This is a genomic window from Bifidobacterium leontopitheci (assembly GCF_009193355.1).
Classification (GTDB): Bacteria; Actinomycetota; Actinomycetes; order Actinomycetales; family Bifidobacteriaceae; genus Bifidobacterium; species Bifidobacterium leontopitheci.
In genome coordinates, this window is the sequence record NZ_WBVT01000021.1 from 13,005 (window position 1) to 30,465 (window position 17,461).

General features: G+C 66.6%; 13 protein-coding genes and 1 pseudogene. 8 read left to right on the forward strand and 6 right to left on the reverse strand.

Features of this window, described 5'->3' with window-relative positions; genetic code table 11:
- Positions 1-44 precede the first annotated feature (44 nt).
- The 3 genes from F7D09_RS07050 to F7D09_RS07060 form a co-directional block, all read right to left on the reverse strand.
- Complete coding sequence (locus F7D09_RS07050; protein WP_226836066.1) at positions 45-938, reverse strand: ABC transporter ATP-binding protein; 894 nt, start codon at positions 936-938, stop codon at positions 45-47.
- Between the two features lie 130 nt (positions 939-1,068).
- Positions 1,069-2,358, reverse strand: coding sequence for a hypothetical protein (locus tag F7D09_RS07055; RefSeq protein WP_152234696.1), 1,290 nt, complete (start codon positions 2,356-2,358; stop codon positions 1,069-1,071).
- Positions 2,359-2,642: 284 nt separating this feature from the next.
- Positions 2,643-3,959 (reverse strand): O-acetylhomoserine aminocarboxypropyltransferase/cysteine synthase family protein, encoded by a 1,317-nt coding sequence (locus F7D09_RS07060; protein ID WP_152234697.1) that lies wholly within the window; start codon positions 3,957-3,959, stop codon positions 2,643-2,645.
- A gap of 386 nt (positions 3,960-4,345) precedes the next feature.
- Between F7D09_RS07060 and F7D09_RS07065 the strand changes: the two genes are divergently transcribed.
- The 5 genes from F7D09_RS07065 to F7D09_RS07085 all read left to right on the forward strand — a co-directional run bounded on the left by F7D09_RS07065 (position 4,346) and on the right by F7D09_RS07085 (position 10,332).
- Positions 4,346-5,059, forward strand: a complete 714-nt coding sequence (locus tag F7D09_RS07065; protein ID WP_152234698.1) for an NUDIX hydrolase N-terminal domain-containing protein — start codon at positions 4,346-4,348, stop codon at positions 5,057-5,059.
- Positions 5,060-5,246: 187 nt separating this feature from the next.
- A complete protein-coding gene (locus tag F7D09_RS07070) occupies positions 5,247-6,125 on the forward strand; it encodes a pyridoxamine kinase (protein WP_152234699.1) in 879 nt (292 codons plus the stop codon).
- A gap of 420 nt (positions 6,126-6,545) precedes the next feature.
- A complete protein-coding gene (locus tag F7D09_RS07075; protein ID WP_152234700.1) occupies positions 6,546-7,082 on the forward strand; it encodes a YraN family protein in 537 nt (178 codons plus the stop codon).
- On the forward strand, positions 7,082-8,611 hold the full coding sequence (locus F7D09_RS07080) for a YifB family Mg chelatase-like AAA ATPase (protein ID WP_152234701.1): 1,530 nt from the start codon (positions 7,082-7,084) through the stop codon (positions 8,609-8,611). Before F7D09_RS07075 ends, F7D09_RS07080 begins: the two co-directional genes overlap by 1 nt.
- Before the next feature lie 11 nt (positions 8,612-8,622).
- Positions 8,623-10,332, forward strand: coding sequence for a DNA-processing protein DprA (locus F7D09_RS07085; RefSeq protein WP_376863553.1), 1,710 nt, complete (start codon positions 8,623-8,625; stop codon positions 10,330-10,332).
- Positions 10,333-10,505: 173 nt separating this feature from the next.
- On the opposite strand, the gene F7D09_RS07090 is transcribed toward F7D09_RS07085, so the two are convergent.
- Complete coding sequence (locus F7D09_RS07090) at positions 10,506-10,874, reverse strand: MGMT family protein (protein WP_193312376.1); 369 nt, start codon at positions 10,872-10,874, stop codon at positions 10,506-10,508.
- 60 nt (positions 10,875-10,934) lie between these two features.
- Here F7D09_RS07090 and F7D09_RS07095 point away from each other — a divergent pair, with 60 nt between their 5' ends.
- From F7D09_RS07095 to F7D09_RS07105, 3 genes are all read left to right on the forward strand, one after another.
- Entirely contained in the window at positions 10,935-12,905 is a 1,971-nt protein-coding gene (locus tag F7D09_RS07095) for an FAD-binding protein (RefSeq protein WP_152234702.1), read from the forward strand.
- A 129-nt stretch (positions 12,906-13,034) separates the two neighbouring features.
- Positions 13,035-13,997, forward strand: a complete 963-nt coding sequence (locus tag F7D09_RS07100) for a succinate dehydrogenase/fumarate reductase iron-sulfur subunit (RefSeq protein ID WP_152234703.1) — start codon at positions 13,035-13,037, stop codon at positions 13,995-13,997.
- Between the two features lie 86 nt (positions 13,998-14,083).
- Positions 14,084-14,755, forward strand: coding sequence for an O-methyltransferase (locus F7D09_RS07105; protein WP_152234704.1), 672 nt, complete (start codon positions 14,084-14,086; stop codon positions 14,753-14,755).
- Positions 14,756-14,878: 123 nt separating this feature from the next.
- Here F7D09_RS07105 and F7D09_RS07110 read toward each other — a convergent pair whose 3' ends face one another.
- Positions 14,879-15,643 carry an LOG family protein gene (locus F7D09_RS07110; RefSeq protein ID WP_193312377.1) on the reverse strand — a complete coding sequence of 255 codons (765 nt, stop codon included), beginning with the start codon at positions 15,641-15,643 and terminating at the stop codon, positions 14,879-14,881.
- A 558-nt stretch (positions 15,644-16,201) separates the two neighbouring features.
- Positions 16,202-17,449: pseudogene (locus F7D09_RS07115) on the reverse strand (Na+/H+ antiporter NhaA); the annotation flags it as partial.
- Positions 17,450-17,461: the final 12 nt, after the last annotated feature.

Consider the following 17,461-nt stretch of genomic DNA (forward strand, 5'->3'; position numbering starts at 1 on the left):
TGTACGCTCGCGTGTGTGCTGGTTGTCGGGGTGCGCGGCGGCCGTCAGCGGCCTGCGGCGGCGACGGCGGCGCGTTCGCGTTCGTCCATGAGCAGCTGGTTCATGCGTTCGGCGGTGGGGTGCGGTTCGTCGGCGACGATACGGCCGTCGGCGAACACGATCGCCCGGTCGGCGTAGGAGGCGGCGACGGCGTCGTGGGTGACCATGATGACGGTCTGGCCGAGCTCCTTGACGGAGCGTTTGAGGAAGCTGAGCACTTCGGCGCTGGAGACCGAGTCGAGGTTGCCGGTGGGTTCGTCGGCGAAGACGAGCGACGGCTTGGTGATGAGCGCGCGGGCGATGGCGACGCGCTGCTGCTGGCCGCCGGACAGTTCGTTGGGCCGGTGGTTGAGCCGTTCGCGCAGGCCGAGCGTGTCGAGCAGCATGCCGAGCCACTGACGGTCCGGCTTCTCGCCGGCGAGCGTGAGCGGCATGAGGATGTTCTGTTCGGCGGTGAACATGGGCAGCAGGTTGAAGCTTTGGAAGATGAAGCCGATCTTGTGCCGGCGCAGCAGGGTGAGCTGGTTGTCGTTCATCTCGGTGATGTCCGCGCCGTTGAAGATGATGTGGCCGCTGGTGGCGGAGTCGAGTCCGGCGAGCGTGTGCATGAGCGTGGACTTGCCGGAGCCGGAGGGGCCCATGATCGCGGTGAACCGGCCCTGTTCGAAGCTCACGTTGACGCCGCGCAGCGCGTGCACGACGCTTTCGCCGCGGCCGTAGTCCTTGACCAGATCGATCGCCTGGATGGCGGTCGGGTGCGCGGCATGATCGTGCGCGGCGGCTGCGAACGTTCCGTTCGGCGCGGCGGCCGGCGGCAGCGGCGGCATGCCGATGGTCGACGTTGCGGTTGCGGATGTTGCGGTTGCGGATGGCGTGAATGCGGTGGTCGTCTGTTCCATGTCAGTCCCTTTCCCTGGGTGCGGGAGGGCCTGTGCTCCCCCGCGATCGTTACCCTCACTGTATGGGAGCGGGACTTCGGCCGGCATCGTGCGGCGGATTGAAACCGGAGGCCTGTCTGCCGGCCCGGCATCATCCTTGGGGATTACGCGGGGGCAGGGGAACGTGAACGGCTGTTAGCCCTGCGCCGGCCCCGGAGCCGGCGCCTGCGACAACCGGGGATGCCGGCGGGTGCGGTCCCGCCGGCGTGCCGGCACCGGGCGAGGATGTCAACGCAACGGGACCGGGCGGCAACGGGACGCTCTCCCGCGCGGGCATCGGACTGCCGGGCGCAGGCACGTACGGCAGCGTTGCTGCGGAGCGTCGCGAACGACGCCTGCCAAGGCGGACCAGTGCGATGACGACGGCGACGAACGCCGTCAGATACTGCGCCGAAGGCAGCAGCAAGACGGCCCATGCCATGACCGTCCTCGCACCCTTGTCATCGATATAAGACTGATTGATATACCACAGCACGCTCCACGTGACGGCAAGCACGGCGAACAGCGTCATCGCGGCCACAGTGGGCGCGTGCGATCGCATGAAGGACCGGTGAGCCATGGGACGCACCGCGCCGGTCGACACGATGATGCACAGGAAGATGCCGACCACGCCGGTCATCCCATCCAGTCCGAACACCACTGCCTGCACGGCGCTATGGAACGCGGCGACGGCACGGGAACGCCCGCCGTCGTTGAACGCATCGACCTGCATCGAGGCCGTGACGGACAGGCATACGAGCGCCGCCTGCGCCAATTGCGTGATCATCATCGTTACGAGCGTGGCCATGACGGCACCTGCGGATTTCGCCCGCGCACGACGGGCGTCCATAAGGGAGCCGACGGCGATCAGCATCGGCATCACGGCGACGAGCACGACCAGAACGGCGAGGGCAGTGAACTGCGGGGCGATGACGCCGAGACCCCTCCCCTTGTCGTCGATGAACATCATGACCGCGACGCCGGCGGACACGATATACCACAGTAACGTCGACCCAAGCGCGGCGATGGCCGCGCATACCGTGCCCACGACGAGCCGCGGACGACGGCCCGTGTGGCCGTATGCTGCCGAAACGAGCGAGGATCCCACGCACAGCAGCATCACGGCAAGGACACCGGGAACGGCGAGCAGCGCCATATATGTGAACGCGGGAACGGAGATCGTTTTGCCGTAGACCGAGAGTATCGCGAGCAGCATGTTCAGCGACATGTCCCCGGGCAGTGAATCCTTCTCGCCGATAGAGGCCTGTGCGAACACGGCAGATGCGGGACTGAGCATCATGGCGACTGACAGCACGGCCATGACGATAAGCCGCGTCCTGACACGGCGGCGGGGCGCGTCCGCATCCTTGCCGGAGGCTTCCCGCCTCTTACTGTTACCCATAATCTCACCCTACCCCGCCGATTCGGCGAAGGCCCGGCTGCACCCCATCAATACACGTACTGTTCATCTGCCGATTGCCCGCCCCGGACGGACGCACATCCCCCATGTCGACACGATCCGCACGTCCGCGCAAACCCACACGGCCGCGCAACATGCACGGCCACACATGCGAAAAGGGCCTGCGCCGCATGACGTCAGCGCAGGCCCTTACGGGTTCCCTTCTCTTCACCGCCGCACCCGGCCCCCACCGGACGCAGACGGCAAGTCGGCTACCGGCTACCGGCTCACTTGGCGAGGCCGGAGGCGCGGACCGCCTCGAAGCCGCCCTTGAGGTCGTCGAGGATGTCCTCGATGTTCTCGGTGCCGATGGACAGGCGGATGGTGCCCGGGTGGATGCCCTGGTCCTCCAGCTCCTCCGGGGTCTCCTGCGAGTGCGTGGTGGAGGCCGGGTGGATGACCAGCGACTTCACGTCGGCCACGTTGGCGAGCAGGCTGAACAGGTGCAGGTTGTCGATGAAGACGCGAGCCGCGTCCTTGCCGCCCTTGATGTCGAACGTGAAGATGGAGCCGGCGCCGTTCGGGAAGTACTTCTCGTACAGCGCGTGGTCGCGGCGGCCCGGGATGCTCGGGTGCGAGACGGACTCGACCTCGGGCACGGTCTGCAGGTATTCGACGACCTTCAGCGCGTTCTGCACGTGGCGCTCGACGCGCAGCGAGAGGGTCTCGGTGCCCTGCAGCAGCAGGAACGCGGCGAACGGGGACAGGGTGGCGCCGGTGTCGCGCAGCAGGATCGCGCGGATGCGGGTGACGAAGGCGGCGCCGCCGAGCGCCTCGTAGAAGTTGAGGCCATGGTAAGACGGGTCGGCTTCCGTCAGGGTCGGGAACTTGCCCGGCACCTCGGCCCAGTTGAACTTGCCGCCTTCGACGATCACGCCGCCGAGGGTGGTGCCGTGGCCGCCGATGAACTTGGTCGCGGATTCGACCACGACATCGGCGCCGTGCTCGAGCGGGCGGAACAGGTACGGGGTGGCGAACGTGTTGTCGACGATCACCGGCAGATGGTGCTTATGGGCGATCTCGGAGATGGCCTCGAAGTCCGGCAGGTCGGCGTTCGGGTTGCCGAAGGTCTCGAAGTAGACGAGCTTGGTGTTCTCCTGGATGGCGTCCTCGAAGTTCTGCGGGACCTCGGGGTCGACGAACGTGGTGGTGATGCCGTCGCGCGGCAGCGTGTGCTTGAGCAGGTTGAAGGTGCCGCCGTAGATGTTCTTGGAGGAGACGATGTGGTCGCCGGTCTGGGTGATGTTGCGCACCGCGTATTCGACGGCCGCGGCGCCCGAGGCGACCGCCAGGCCGGAGGTGCCGCCTTCGAGGGCGGCGATGCGGTTCTCGAACACGCCCTGCGTGGAGTTGGTCAAACGGCCGTAGATGTTGCCGGGATCGGCGAGGCCGAAGCGGGCCTCGGCGTGGTCGAAGTTGTGGAAGACGTAGCTGGTGGTCGCGTAGATCGGCACGGCGCGCGAGTCGGTGGCCGGATCGGCCTGCTCCTGTCCGACGTGCAGCTGGAGGGTCTCGAAGCGGTACTTCTTGTTCGGATCGGTCATTGGTGTGCTCCTTTGGTTTGGCGCGCGGCTCGTCGGTTGCGACCGTCACGCGGTGGTTGGTCTGCTTGTTGTTGTGTTGTCCGTTTGTGCTGTCGCCCGTCATCCGCCGGTGGATTCCGGTGCATGACGAGATGTTGGTTTCAGACCTTAGAGCACCGCCATGCACGTGTGCAAGCCGTACGTTATCGCGGTTGCCTATAGCCCCTTCAAAGCCGTTGGGATCATTGATTTCCGGATCCTTGGAAACATCCCCGCGAACGCGTCCTGCCGCCGCGACACGCCGTATCGTCGCGGCCGTCGTGACGTCGTCGCCGTCGCGGGAATCGGCCGTGGGAATCGTCGCCGCCTCACCGAATCCTCACGAACGACGACATACGATGGCGGGCATGAGCAACATCATCGAAGACGACGCCCTCGCCTACGGCAACGACTCGACCGACAGCAACGTCACCAGCAGCAGCGCCTCGAACAGCAACGTCACCAGCAGCAACGTCTGGGTCGACTGGATCGTCGAACTGCAGTCCCTCGCCCAGGCCGGCCTCACGTACGGCACCGGCCGGTTCGACCTGGAACGCTACGAGCGCATCCGCCAGATCAGCGCCGAGATGATGGCCCGGATCGCCGACATGCCGCCCGAGAAGGTGGCCGGGCTGTTCTGCAACGAGACCGGCTATCAGACGCCCAAGCTCGACACCCGCGCGGCCATCTTCCGCGACGGCCGCATCCTGCTCGTGCGCGAGCTTGACGGCCGGTGGTCGCTGCCCGGCGGCTGGTGCGACGTGAACGTGTCGGTCGGCGAGAACACGGCCAAGGAGGCGCGCGAGGAGTCGGGCCTTGACGTGCGGCCGGTGCGCATCATCGCCGTGCAGGACCGCAACCGACACAACACGCCGCGATACGCGTACGGCGTGTGCAAGGTGTTCATGGAGTGCGAGGTCCTCGGCGGCGCGTTCGAGGCCAACAGCGAGACCACGGAGAGCGGCTGGTTCGCGCCGGGCGCGCTGCCGGCCATGGCGGTGGAGAAGAGCACGGCCGAACAGGTGGCGCTGTGCTTCCGCGCGCATGAGGCCGGGACCGCGTGGACGCCGGTGTTCGACTGAGCGCCGCGCCGCCGTTCCATGATGGCCCGCGGAATACGGACTGCGGAATGCGAACGTCGCAGGCCGACGGACGATGCTAATGTCTGTGGTGGATGATGGCCCCCGTGCGTCTCGCCGGGGCCACGTGGGCGGCGCCGGTGTGGTTACCGGTGCCGTTCCAGACATCGTTTCAGTTAAGGAGACTGACATGACCGATGATGTGACGCTCTACGACCGCGACCCGCTGTACATCCCCCGCGTCGCCGCCGTCCATGACATGTGCGGCTACGGCAAGTGCTCGCTGACCGCCGCGATCCCGATCCTTTCCGCCGCAGGCTGCGACGTGTGCCCGGTGCCGACCGCGCTGTTCTCCGCGCACACGAAGTACGCGGTGTTCACGTTCCACGACACGACCGACATCCTGTCCGGCTATCTGGACGCGTGGCAGAAGGAGAACGTCGACCTGGACGGCGTGTACAGCGGCTTTCTCGGCTCCCCCGACCAGGTGGCGATCATCCAGCGGCTGTACCGCGAGTACCCGCACGCGCTGCGTCTGGTCGACCCGGTGATGGGCGACGGCGGCCAGATGTATCCGACGTACACGCCGGAGCTGTGCGAGGCGATGGGCGCGCTGGCGGACGGCGCCGACGTGCTCATGCCGAACCTGACGGAGGCGAGCATCCTCACCAAGCGCGACTACCCGGGTCAGGACCTCGACGACGCCGCGGTGACCGACCTGCTGGACGCGCTGCTCAAGCTCGGCGCCAAGAACGTGGTGCTCAAGGGCATCGACCACGGCGACGGCAAGATCGTCAACTATGTGGCGAGCGCGGCCTCCGGAGCCGAGGCCAAGGTCGAGCTGGCCCACGAGAAGCTGCCGTACATGATCCACGGCACGGGCGACGCGTTCGCCTCCGCGCTGTGCGGCGCCGTGCTGGCCGGCCGTGGCCTTGCCGAGTCGGCCCGCATCGCCGGCGAGTTCGTGCGCCACGCGATGGAAAGCACCCGCCACCAGCCGAACTTCGAGGAGCGCGGCGTAAGCTTCGAGCTCGATCTCGGCGAGCTGACCGGGCTCGTGCGCAAGTAAGGCGGACTGCCGCGAGGCACGCAAGCCACGCACCTCGCACGTCGCATACCGCGCACCTCGCGCACGTCGCACCTCGCGCACGTCGCACCTCGCGCACATCGCACCTCGCGCACATCGCACGTACCGCACGTTGCACATCCCTCATCCCCGAGGGCCCTTCCCCATGTCACAGCGGGTACCTACCCGCTGTGACATTGTTGTATTCAGCCACCGCAACCTTTGATATTCCAAGGAAAACGACCCCGCTCGCACTCCCCCGTCACAGCGGGTAGGTACACGCTGTGACGGACGGAGGGATCCGTGATTGTGGATAACCGCTCGTCCATCCACATTCCATCCACAACACGCCGGAACCCCGACCTCCGACCACATCACCCTGAAAACCCGACGTCCGCGGCCATAATCTGATGCACTGGTGTCATGGACATCCGTACGACAAGCCGAGCGGCTACCGCAGGCGACCTTCCCACCCGACCATCCATCCAGACGACCCCGACGACGGCTGACTTCATCGTCGCCGAACGCGAGCCCGACTGTGACGGCCCACCGCCGGCGGCCACGTCGCGAGACCTGCTGCGCCGCCTGCGCGACGAGACGATCGGTCCCAAACAGCTGGGCGTCCTCGGCGAACAGTACGCCGCGCTCTGGCTGGAACGGCACGGCCACACGATACTGGACCGCAACTGGCGTTCACGCTACGGCGAGCTCGACATCATCACGATGACCCCGGAACGGCTCATCGTCTTCGCGGAGGTCAAGACGCGCCGCTGCGAGCATTTCGGCAGCCCGCAGGAGGCCGTGACCGCGCGCAAGCAGGCCAGCGTGCGCCGCGCCGGCATCCAATGGCTGCTGGACCCCGAGCATCGCATGAGCCACAACGGGGTCCGCTTCGACGTGCTCTCCGTCGTCTCCAAGGACGGCACGGTGTCGGTCCATCACATCCCGGGGGCGTTCTGATGGCCATAGGAAGCGCGCTGTCGGTGGGGCTGATCGGCCTCAAGGCATTCATCATCCAGATCCAGGCGTTCATCTCGCCGGGACTGCCGTACTTTTCCATCATCGGATTGCCGGACACGTCGCTGAGCGAGGCGCGCGAACGGGTCAAATCAGCCTGTCAGGCGAGCGGCTTCAGCTGGCCGCAGACACGGGTGACCGTGAACATGTCGCCGGCCTCCATGCCCAAACGCGGCGCATCGCATGACCTCGCCATCGCGGCGAGCGTGCTGTGCGCGGCCGGCGTGGTCCCCAACGACGCCTTGGAGGACACCGTCGTGCTCGGCGAGGTGAATCTCGACGGCACGGTGCTGCCGATCAACGGGCTGCTGCCGATCATGCTGCACGCCGTCGACCGCGGCGTACGCCGGATCATCGTTCCGGCGGGCAACGAGGAGGAGGCCGAACTCGTGCCCGGTCTCGGCGTCTCGACGGTCCGCCATGTCGGCGAGCTCATCGAACTGCTTGGCGGTCAGGCGAAGTACCGGATCGCCGACGAACGGCAGCCGACGGCGGACACTGCGGAGGAGACGCCGCTGACCGGCGGCATCGGCGACATGGGCGAGGTCATTGGCCAGGAGCAGACCAAGTGGGCGATGCAGGTGGCGGCCGCGGGGCGCCACCATCTGCTGATGACCGGACCGCCGGGCTCGGGCAAGACGATGCTGGCGTCGCGCATGCCGAGCATCATGTGCCCGCTGACCGCGCAGGAGCAGCTCGAGGTGGCGTCGGTCAGGTCGCTGTGCGGCACGCTGCCGCATTACGGCATCACGGACATGCCGCCGTTCGAGGCGCCGCATCATACGGCGTCCACGGCGTCGCTGGTGGGTGGCGGCTCGGGCATCGCCATGCCGGGGTCGATCACGCGGGCGCATCGGGGCATCCTGTTCATGGACGAGGCGCCCGAGTTCTCGGCCCGGGCGTTGCAGACGTTGCGCGAGCCGCTGGAATCCGGGTATGTGGCGTTGTCGCGCACGAAGGGGACGACGTATTATCCGGCGTCGTTCCAGCTGGTCATGGCGGCCAATCCGTGCCCGTGCGGCTACGCCTACGGCACGGGCGAACGCTGCGTGTGCCGGGAGCGCGACCGCGTCCGCTATTTCGCGCGGCTTTCCGGCCCGATCCTCGACCGCATCGACATTCAGGTGGAGGCGCTGCCCGTGTCGCATATCACGGATGGCGGCGGCGAGCATGGACGTTCCAGCCGCGAGATGCAGATGGAGGTCATGCAGGCGAGGCAGACCGCCCAGGAGCGGTTCCGCGGCCAGGGATGGTCGTGCAATGCGCAGGCGTCCGGGCCGTGGATGCGCGCGAACACGTCCGCGAAGGCGCTCGACCTTGCCGATAAGGCGCTCACGTCGGGGCGGCTGAGCCTGCGCGGCGTGGACCGTGCGCTGCGGCTGGCGTGGACGCTGGCCGATCTGGCCGGCAGGACGTCGCCGGGCACCGATGAGATGCTGCAGGGCATCGCGTTGAGGGCGAGGATGTCATGAACGGGGACGGCATGAATGGGATTGGCGTGGGCGTGATCGGTGCGGGGATGGTCGGCGCAATCGACGGCGGGCTCGGCGGCGTGAACGGCGGCGACGGAACTGCAGGCGTCTCCGGGCGCGCCGGCACGGCGGCATCGGCGGCGACGGTCGACTCCGGCGCGGCCGGCGCATGCGCATCAGATCCGGCAGTGGCGGACTCTGCCGTGGCGGGCCCAGACGCCGACGCAGGACGGCTTGACGAACGGACGCTGGCGCTGGCCGTGCTGACGTTCTGTCTCAACACGGCGGACGCGATGATGACCGCGCTGCTGAAAGGCGCGGGCGACCCCGTCACGGCGCTTCGGCTGATCCGAGAGAGTTCGGGAACAATCCCCGGCGGCTCCTCCCCCGGCTCGGACGGAACCGGGTCTCCACGCCCCGGCACAGCGTCGAAGGAGATCGAGCGCGTGTTCTGCACCGGATTGTCGCGTTGGGGCACGAAGCCGACGCCGCGCATGATGCAGTCGTTCCGGGCATCGCTGGCCGGCTGGCATCACCGGCTGGAGGTCATCCCCACGTGGGATGCCGACGAGCTTGCCTCATGGTTCACCATGGACGGCGGCCAATGGATCATCGGGCCTCATCACCCCTGCTGGCCGCACATGCTCGACGACCTGACGACGATCCGCCAGGTGGCGGCGCCGTTGTGCCTGTGGGGCCGTGGGGATATGGGCGCCTTGGTGGCGTGCGACGCGCCGATCGGCATCGTCGGTTCGCGCGGCGCGAACGACTATGGGATCTCGATGGCCCGAACCATTGCAGAATGTGCGGCGGCCGATGGGCATACGGTGGTGTCCGGCGGCGCCATGGGCATCGATGCCGCCGCGCATTGGGGTGCGTTGGCGGCGCAACGCGGTGTCGGGGACTCCGGCGCCGTCACCGGCAGGACGGTGGCCGTGTTCGCAGGAGGTCTCAATCATATGGGCCCGCAGCGCAACGCCGAGCTGTTCGCGCGGATCGAGGCGGAGGGCGGCGCGCTGGTCAGCGAGATGTGTCCGGGGACGATTCCGGAGGCACGGCGGTTCCTGGCGCGCAACCGCATCATCGCCGCATTGTCGTCGACGCTGGTCGTCGCGCAGGCGAGGCTGCGGTCCGGCGCGTTGAGCACTGCCGCATGGGCTGGCGACCTCAACCGTCTGCTGGTCGCGCTTCCCGGCGACATCGACCGGCCGGGCAATGCCGGGTGCAACCGGCTCATCCATGATGGCAAGGCGATCCTGCTGGACTCGCTCGACCATGTGGCGGACATGTGCCACGCGGCGCATGCGGCGGAGCCCGTCGGCGGTGACACGAGCGCCGAGGGCGGTGCCGCGGACGGTTCCCAGCCGGAAGTGACGGCCGGCATGGCGTCGGACGCCGCGACTGCCGGCGGAAGCGTCCGGCTGACGGCGCAGCAGCGTGACATCGTGGCCGTCATCCGCCGGCTGCGGCGACGGGGAGGCCCGGTCACCGTGCAGTCCGTGACCGAGGAGACCGCGGCGCACTGCGGCGGCGCGGACGATTTGCAGGGTTCCGGCATGCCGGACGGCGCGGCCGGGTCAGGCGCCGGGGACAGGGCCGCTCTGCGCCGCGCCACGGCACGGCTGCTGCCTCAGGTGCTCGCCCAGCTGGGTCAGCTGGAGATGATGGGCGTCGTCGTCATGGACGGAGGTGATATCAGCGTCGTGCGGGCGGCCGCGTGACGGCGGACCGTTCACGATTTGCGGACGGCAGCAAATCGTGAACGACACAATGCGCCATTCTGTACGGAATCCGCGTGAAACTGCGGGGTTTATAGCCGTCGCAGAGGGTATGCGCGCCACCCATGAGTTCACGATTTGCGACTGTCTGCAAATCGTGAACTCCGATAAGTCGGTCACGCCTGCCACTGACAGCGGTCCAGGTCGACTCGCCACCCGCCGTCGCCGGCGTTGTCTCGCCCTGCGGCGGGCGGGATGAACCGCACGCCCTCCTCCTCCAGCAGTGCGCGCTGACGGTCCGGGCCGCCGAACGCGAAGCCGGGGGCGAGCGACCCGTCGCGGAAGACGACCCGATGGCAGGGAATGACGCCCGGCTGCGGGTTCGCGTGCAGCGCGAAGCCTACGAAGCGGGCGTTGCGCGGCCTGCCGGCGAGCGCCGCCACCTGCCCGTAGGTGGCGACCTTGCCGCGCGGGATGCGCCGCACGACGGCGTACACCAGTTCGTTGAAAGACGGGTTGCCCGCATGGTGTTCGTGACTGCTCATGGCTCTTCACTCTAGCCGCATGGCAGGCCTGTGGTCCGGCCTTATGTGACAATGAGGGGTATGAGTCCGAAGCAGTTGGAAGACATGTATGATGCGGTGATCGTCGGCGCGGGTGCGGCCGGCCTGTCCGCGGCGTTGGGGGCGCTCCGCTCCCCCGCCATCGAGGAGATGAGGGCGAGCGGGATCGAGCCGAGGATCCTGGTGATCTCGAAGCTGCAGCCGTTGCGCTCGCACACCGGTTCGGCGGAGGGCGGCATTGCCGCGAGCCTGGGCAATGTGGAGCATGACGACTGGCATTGGCATTATTTCGACACCGTCAAGGGCGGCGACTGGCTGGTCGACCAGGACGCGGCGAAGCTGCTGGCCGAGTATGCGCCGCAGACCGTCATCAATCTGGAACGTCAGGGGGTGGCGTTCTCGCGCACCGCGGACGGGCACATCGCGCAGCGCCGCTTCGGCGGCCACACCGCGGATTTCGGTGGGCAGCCGGTGCGCCGCGCCGCCTACGCCGCCGACCGTATCGGCCATCAGATCCTGCATACCTTATGGCAGCAGTGCGTGGCGGCGGGCGTGACGTTCGCCGAGGAATGGTATGTGACCGACCTGGTGCTGGACGGATCCGATGATGGCGGCGCCCATGTGGCGGGCGTGGTCGCCTATGACACGCATTCCGGCGAGGTCCATGCCGTGCACGCGCGCAATGTGCTGCTGGCCACCGGTGGCGCCGGACGGCTGTTCCACACGACGTCGAACTCGTGGGACCTGACCGGCGACGGCATGGCGCTGGCGCTGGCGGCAGGCATGCAGCTGGAGGACATCGAATTCGTGCAGTTCCATCCGACGGGGCTCGCCCATACCGGCATACTGCTCTCCGAGGCGGCGCGCGCCGAGGGCGGCGTGCTGCGCAATGCCTCCGGGGAGGCGTTCATGGAACGGTACGCCCCGGAGCATCGCGATCTGGCGGCGCGTGACGTGGTGAGCCGTTCGATCATGGCGGAGATCGACGCCGGCCGCGGCGTGGCGGATCCGAAGGACCCGCAGGGGCCGAAGGATTGCGTCTGGCTTGATCTGACCGGCATCGACCGTGACCATATGGAGGCGGTGCTGCCGCAGGTGGTGGAGACGATCCGCGAGTATGCGGGCATCGACCCGGCGACCGACTGGGTTCCGGTCAAGCCGACAGCCCATTACACGATGGGCGGAATACCCATCGATACGGACGGCGAAGCCTACCGTTGGACGGCGGACGTTGACGGCGTCGACGGTCGCACGATCGTCGACGGCCTGTTCGCAGCCGGCGAATGCTCGTGCGTCTCGGTGCACGGCGCGAACCGTCTGGGCGGCAACTCGCTGCTCGACGCCTGCCTGTTCGGCACGCGCGCCGGCACGCGTATGGCGGAACGCATCGCAGAGGCCCCGGCCGCCGATCCGACCAACGATGACGTCGCCGATGCCGCTACCGAAGTCGACAGCTTGGACACCGCCTCGACGTTGCGCAAGAGAGAACTCAATGAGCTGCTCACCGCGGCCAAGCCGGCCGACGACGATAGCGCTGCCGAAAACGATGCGTACGGCGCGACGGCTGACGGCTCGGCTGCCGACGACAATCCGTACCGGCTGCTGGCCGACCTTGGCCGGGTCATGGAGCAGGCGCTCGCCGTCCGGTGCAGCGCGCAGACCATCGAGGCCGCGCGCCGGACGCTGCACGACGATCTGATGCCGCGCGCCGTCGCCTTGCATGCGCACAGCGATGTCGCGGCGTTCAATCAGGAGGTCACCGCCATCTGGGAGGCGCGTCATCTGGTGATGCTCGCCGACGCGATGCTTGACGCCACCGACGCACGGCACGAGTCCCGCGGCTCGCTGATGCGCCTTGACTATCCGGCGCGTGACGATAGGCGGTTCCTTGCCCATTCCATGACCGCGTTGGCTTCGCCGGCCGCCCAGCATACCGATGACGAGCGGCTTCATGATGTGCGCTGGCAGCCTGTGCACATCGTTGATTTCCCGCCGAAGGACCGCGAATACTGAGGCTCTCGGAATCAATGGACGGGGCCGCGGCGCGGGCGTCATGGGGCGTCTGCGCCGCGGCCGTTTTGCGGGATATGGCTTATGGCACAATATGATGTCGATTCTTGTGGTGAGGGAGGCTGTTGCGATATGACCGGCATGGACAATGCGCTGGCTACGGTGACCGTGCGCGTGAACAGGTTCACGCCGCGCCCCGAGCGTGAGCGCGCCGCACGGGGAGGCTCCCCGTTCGCCAAGGCGCGGCGGGGCGGTTCCCCGTTCGGCGGCGGATCCGCCTCCTCCCGTAACCGCAGGCCGCGCGGCAAGCATTGGACGCAGGATTACACGCTGACCGTGCGCCCCGAGGACACGGTGCTCGACTGCCTGCTGACCATCAAGCGCACCCTTGACCCGACGCTGGCATTCCGCTATTCGTGCGGGCATGGCATGTGCGGTTCTGACGCCGTGGCCATCAACGGCACGCCGACGCTGCTGTGCACCGCAGGTGTGAAGGATTGGGCGAAGCGACCGAACCAGTTCGCGCAGACGGATGCGGAAGGATTCCGCCACACCGGCGATGATGCCACAGACGAGGCCGCTTCCGGTGAGACGCCGGCTGACGGCGGTGCCGCCAATGACCTTGGCGTCATCGAACTGTCGCCGCTGCCGGGATTCCCGGTGCAGCGTGACCTGATCGCCGACATCGACCCCATGCTCGATCAGATTCGCAAGCTCAAGCCGTATCTGCAGGCGGATGGCGTGCTCGCCACCACTGCGGAAGGCAAGGTGGATGTGTTCGAGTATCTGCAGAATCCGGAGCAACTGACGAAATACGAGATGCTGAGCAACTGCATCGCCTGCGGCGTGTGCGAGGGTTCCTGCCCGGTGTTCGCCGGCGGTGACGCGTTCATCGGACCGGCGGCGCTGATTGCCGCCTCCCGTTTCGTCAATGATTCACGTGACACCGCGTTGGACACCCGGCTTGACGCGATCGATACGGCTGACGGCGTGGCCGCCTGCCAGTCGGTGCGCGCCTGTTCGCGGCATTGCCCGCGTGGCATTGATGTGGGCGAGGAGATGTGGCAGATTGTCGCCAAGGTCAGGGAGCGCTGACCGGAACCGTTGTTCCCGAACATGCGGTGGACCGTCGTATGGGACGCCATGCATGATCGTGAACCATCATCGTTAGAGTGAAGGCTATGGATAAGACGTCGTATACGAATCTCGCCAAGGCATGGGAATTTGTGGAGGATCATGCCTATGCCCGTCAGCATGAGACCTTGGCGGGCATCCGCGTGCAGGCCGAGGAGGCGGGGCTCAACCAGGGTTCGGCGGCTCAGGCGGAGTTCCTGCGCATGCTTGCGGTGATGACGCGCAGCGCTTCGGTGATCACCGTCGGCTCCGGGTCGGTCGTGGAGATCCTGCAGCTGCTGGATGCGCTTGACGGTTCCGGCCAGTTGACCGCCGTGGATTCATCGTCGCAGGGCATTGCATTCATCCGCCGCATGTTTCTGGCGTTGGCCGATGCCATGCAGACGACCCTTCGTGCCGTGAACGCGCCGGTTAGCGTGTTTCTGCCTCGGTTGAACGGCGCCGATTATGACCTGATTGTCGTCTCCGGCGACGCCGCCAATTATGCGGACACGTTCGCCCAGGCTCCGCGGCTGCTGAAGCCGCATGGTGTCATCGTGTTCTGCGATATGCTCGCCTTCGATGACGAGGCGGCCAATGGCGGCGTGCTGAATCCCGCCGACCGCAGCGAGAAGGCGACGGCCATGCGCCAGCTGTTGGATACCGTGGAGGCCGATGACCGGTTCGATTCGGCGCTTACGGCGATCGGCACGGGCATGCTCGTCGCCGTGAAGCGCTGATACATGCCGTATATATTCGCGGATATAAGGCCGCGGATATACGGCATGTACCAGCATGACGATGATGTGATATGCCGGGCTGGTGGCTCTTGCCGGACTCGCCCGGCGCGCAGCTTGCGGCCGTTATCGGCGAATCGCGCTGACAGCCACTTCGACCGCCTCATCGGTGTCGTCGGTGATGAGCACCAGGTTCGGGTCGAGCGGCGAGATCATGCCATGCCCCTGGACGGTCGAGGTTAGCCATTCGAACAGCCCGCGCCAGTATTCCGTGCCGTACAGCACGATCGGCATGGACATCACCTTGTGGGTCTGCACGAGCGTGAGCAGTTCGAACATCTCGTCGAAGGTGCCGAATCCTCCCGGGCATACGATTACGCCGGACGAGTATTTCACGAACATGGTCTTGCGCACGAAGAAGTAGCGGAAGCTCATGCCGAGGTTCACCCACTGGTTGAGTCCCTGCTCGTGGGGCAGTTCGATGCCGAGGCCCACCGATTTGCCTCCTGCGAGCGCCGCTCCCCTGTTCGCCGCCTCCATGATGCCGGGTCCACCGCCGGTGATGACCGCCACACCGTGCTTGGCGATCCCTTTGCCCATGCGCCGGGCCGCCTTGTAGTCCGGGTCTGTGCGCGGCGTGCGGGCGGATCCGAAGATGGAGACCGCGGGTCCGAGTTCGGCGAGTGCGCCGAATCCGTCCACGAATTCGGATTGGATGCGCAGCACGCGCCACGGGTCCATGTGCAGCCATTCCGTGGCCTGCTGTGCCTTCAGCAGGTTCGCGGTGGTGTTGTCCTTGGGGATCATAGGCCCGCGCAGAATCACAGGCCCCCGATGATAGGTGTCGCCCAACGGGGATGCGTCGTTCTGTGACGCCTCGTCTTCCAGCATTTCGATGCCTTCTGAATCCAGCGTGTCGTCCGGCTCGTCGGATTGCCGCTGTTGGATGTCGCTCATGATCTCCTTTCCGCGTGTCTGATCGTCGTCTCCCGGATGCCGGTCCTCCCATTGCGCCCGGGTCTCCTCGATGATCTCGTTCAAGGCGTTGTTCGCCATGGCCTCGGCCACTTTGCGCGCCGCCTTCTTGCTGGCCTTCTTTGCTTTTTTGCCGTCTTTTGCGGTCTTATCCGCCTTTCCCGGCTTTTCTGCTTTCGTTGTCTTCGACATCGTCGCTCCTCTTCGTTCGCCGTCGGCATCCGGTATCCGCGCGCTGCATCGTCGTCGTTCGGCGTATCGATGCCTTGCGCTCTATGATTTCACCATTCCACCAGATATCTCAACCTATCAGACCGATTATCGGCATCACGGCCTGCCGATGCCGTCCGGCTGTGAATTGGCCGAGAATTCATCTCCAGTTCCGTCTGCGTCCTTCTGTACGCAGACGCTAGCAGGCATTGGCCGTAGTTTTCAAGGTCTTTGCCGTCATTGCCGCCTTTCGTCGTCCGCAGCCTCCAACTCGTATCGGCGTGACTGCCGGCTCAGCAGTATGCCGGAGATGAGTGCGGCGATCAGCGAGGCGGCGAGTACGCCGAACCTGCTTTCCGCCGACAGCTCGGCGTCGGCGTATGCCAGTGATGCTATGAGGAACGAGACGGTGAAACCGATGCCGCAGGCGCAGGCCGCAGGGAACATGTCACGTACGCGCAGCCCCTTGGGCATGGCGAGACCGCCCACATGCGTGGCGAGCCAGGCGGTGACCATGATGCCCAAGGGTTTGCCCACCACGAGCGCCACGATGATGCCGATCACGATCGGCGAGGTCATCAGCGCCGGCGTCAGTTCGGCGAAATGCACGCCGGTGGCGAACAGAGCGAACACCGGCAGGGCGATCAGCGCCGATATCGGCTGCAGCTTGCCGGCATATCGTTCCGCTCGCGGCGTCGCCTCACCGTAGCATTCGCGGGACGGCGTGAGCAGGCCGACCAGCACGCCTGCCAGCGTGGGATGCACGCCGGCTTCGAACATCATCACCCATGCGAGGATGCCCACCAAGCCCACCAGCAGCCATGGCACCTTGCGCAGCCTCACCAGGAACGCCCAGACGACCGCGCATGCGGCGATGCCGATGAACCAGTACCATGCGTTCAGCGAGGAGAAGAACACCGCGATGAGGATGATGGCCAGCAGATCGTCCACGGTGGCGAGCGTCATCAGGAACGCGCGGATCGACCCCGGCAACGCCTTGGCGAACAAGGCGAGCACGGCCAGCGAGAACGCGATGTCCGTGGCGGTCGGGACCGCCCATCCCTGAATGGCTTCGGCGAACGGCACGGTCTCGCCCCCGGTGATGGTCACCCATCCCGGGGCCGGCGGCGCATAGCGGGAGAACAGCATGATGACGGCACTGAACAGCACGGGAGGAGCCAACATGCCACCCACCGCGCACAGCATGGGCACCGCCGCGGCCTTCGGATTCGCCAGGGACCCAGTGGTCAGCTCCTGTTTGAGGTCGAGGCCGACGGTCAAAAAGAACACGGTCAGCAACCCGTCCTGCGCCCAATGCCCGATCGGCAGCACCAGGTTCGTGCCGGCTATGCCGACCTGCGTCTCCGCCAGCGACTCGAACACATGATAGGTCGCGGGCAGGTTCGCGAAGATCAGGCCGAACAGTGCGAACGACAGCATGATCAATCCGGATATGCGATCCGACTCGGCCACTCGGCGCGCAGCTGCCCCAAAGCGTTTCAACCGGTTCATGGCCCCTCCTTT

Excerpts from the sequence above, each read along its gene's own strand:
- F7D09_RS07105 (WP_152234704.1), top strand. The coding sequence starts at position 14,084 with ATGGATAAGACGTCGTATACGAATCTCGCCAAGGCATGGGAATTTGTG.
- F7D09_RS07075 (WP_152234700.1), top strand. The coding sequence starts at position 6,546 with ATGGACATCCGTACGACAAGCCGAGCGGCTACCGCAGGCGACCTTCCC.
- F7D09_RS07085 (WP_376863553.1), top strand. The coding sequence starts at position 8,623 with ATGAATGGGATTGGCGTGGGCGTGATCGGTGCGGGGATGGTCGGCGCA.
- F7D09_RS07070 (WP_152234699.1), top strand. The coding sequence starts at position 5,247 with ATGACCGATGATGTGACGCTCTACGACCGCGACCCGCTGTACATCCCC.
- F7D09_RS07090 (WP_193312376.1), bottom strand. The coding sequence starts at position 10,874 with ATGAGCAGTCACGAACACCATGCGGGCAACCCGTCTTTCAACGAACTG.
- F7D09_RS07055 (WP_152234696.1), bottom strand. The coding sequence starts at position 2,358 with ATGGGTAACAGTAAGAGGCGGGAAGCCTCCGGCAAGGATGCGGACGCG.
- F7D09_RS07110 (WP_193312377.1), bottom strand. The coding sequence starts at position 15,643 with ATGCTGGAAGACGAGGCGTCACAGAACGACGCATCCCCGTTGGGCGAC.
- F7D09_RS07060 (WP_152234697.1), bottom strand. The coding sequence starts at position 3,959 with ATGACCGATCCGAACAAGAAGTACCGCTTCGAGACCCTCCAGCTGCAC.
- F7D09_RS07080 (WP_152234701.1), top strand. The coding sequence starts at position 7,082 with ATGGCCATAGGAAGCGCGCTGTCGGTGGGGCTGATCGGCCTCAAGGCA.
- F7D09_RS07095 (WP_152234702.1), top strand. The coding sequence starts at position 10,935 with ATGAGTCCGAAGCAGTTGGAAGACATGTATGATGCGGTGATCGTCGGC.
- F7D09_RS07100 (WP_152234703.1), top strand. The coding sequence starts at position 13,035 with ATGACCGGCATGGACAATGCGCTGGCTACGGTGACCGTGCGCGTGAAC.
- F7D09_RS07050 (WP_226836066.1), bottom strand. The coding sequence starts at position 938 with ATGGAACAGACGACCACCGCATTCACGCCATCCGCAACCGCAACATCC.
- F7D09_RS07065 (WP_152234698.1), top strand. The coding sequence starts at position 4,346 with ATGAGCAACATCATCGAAGACGACGCCCTCGCCTACGGCAACGACTCG.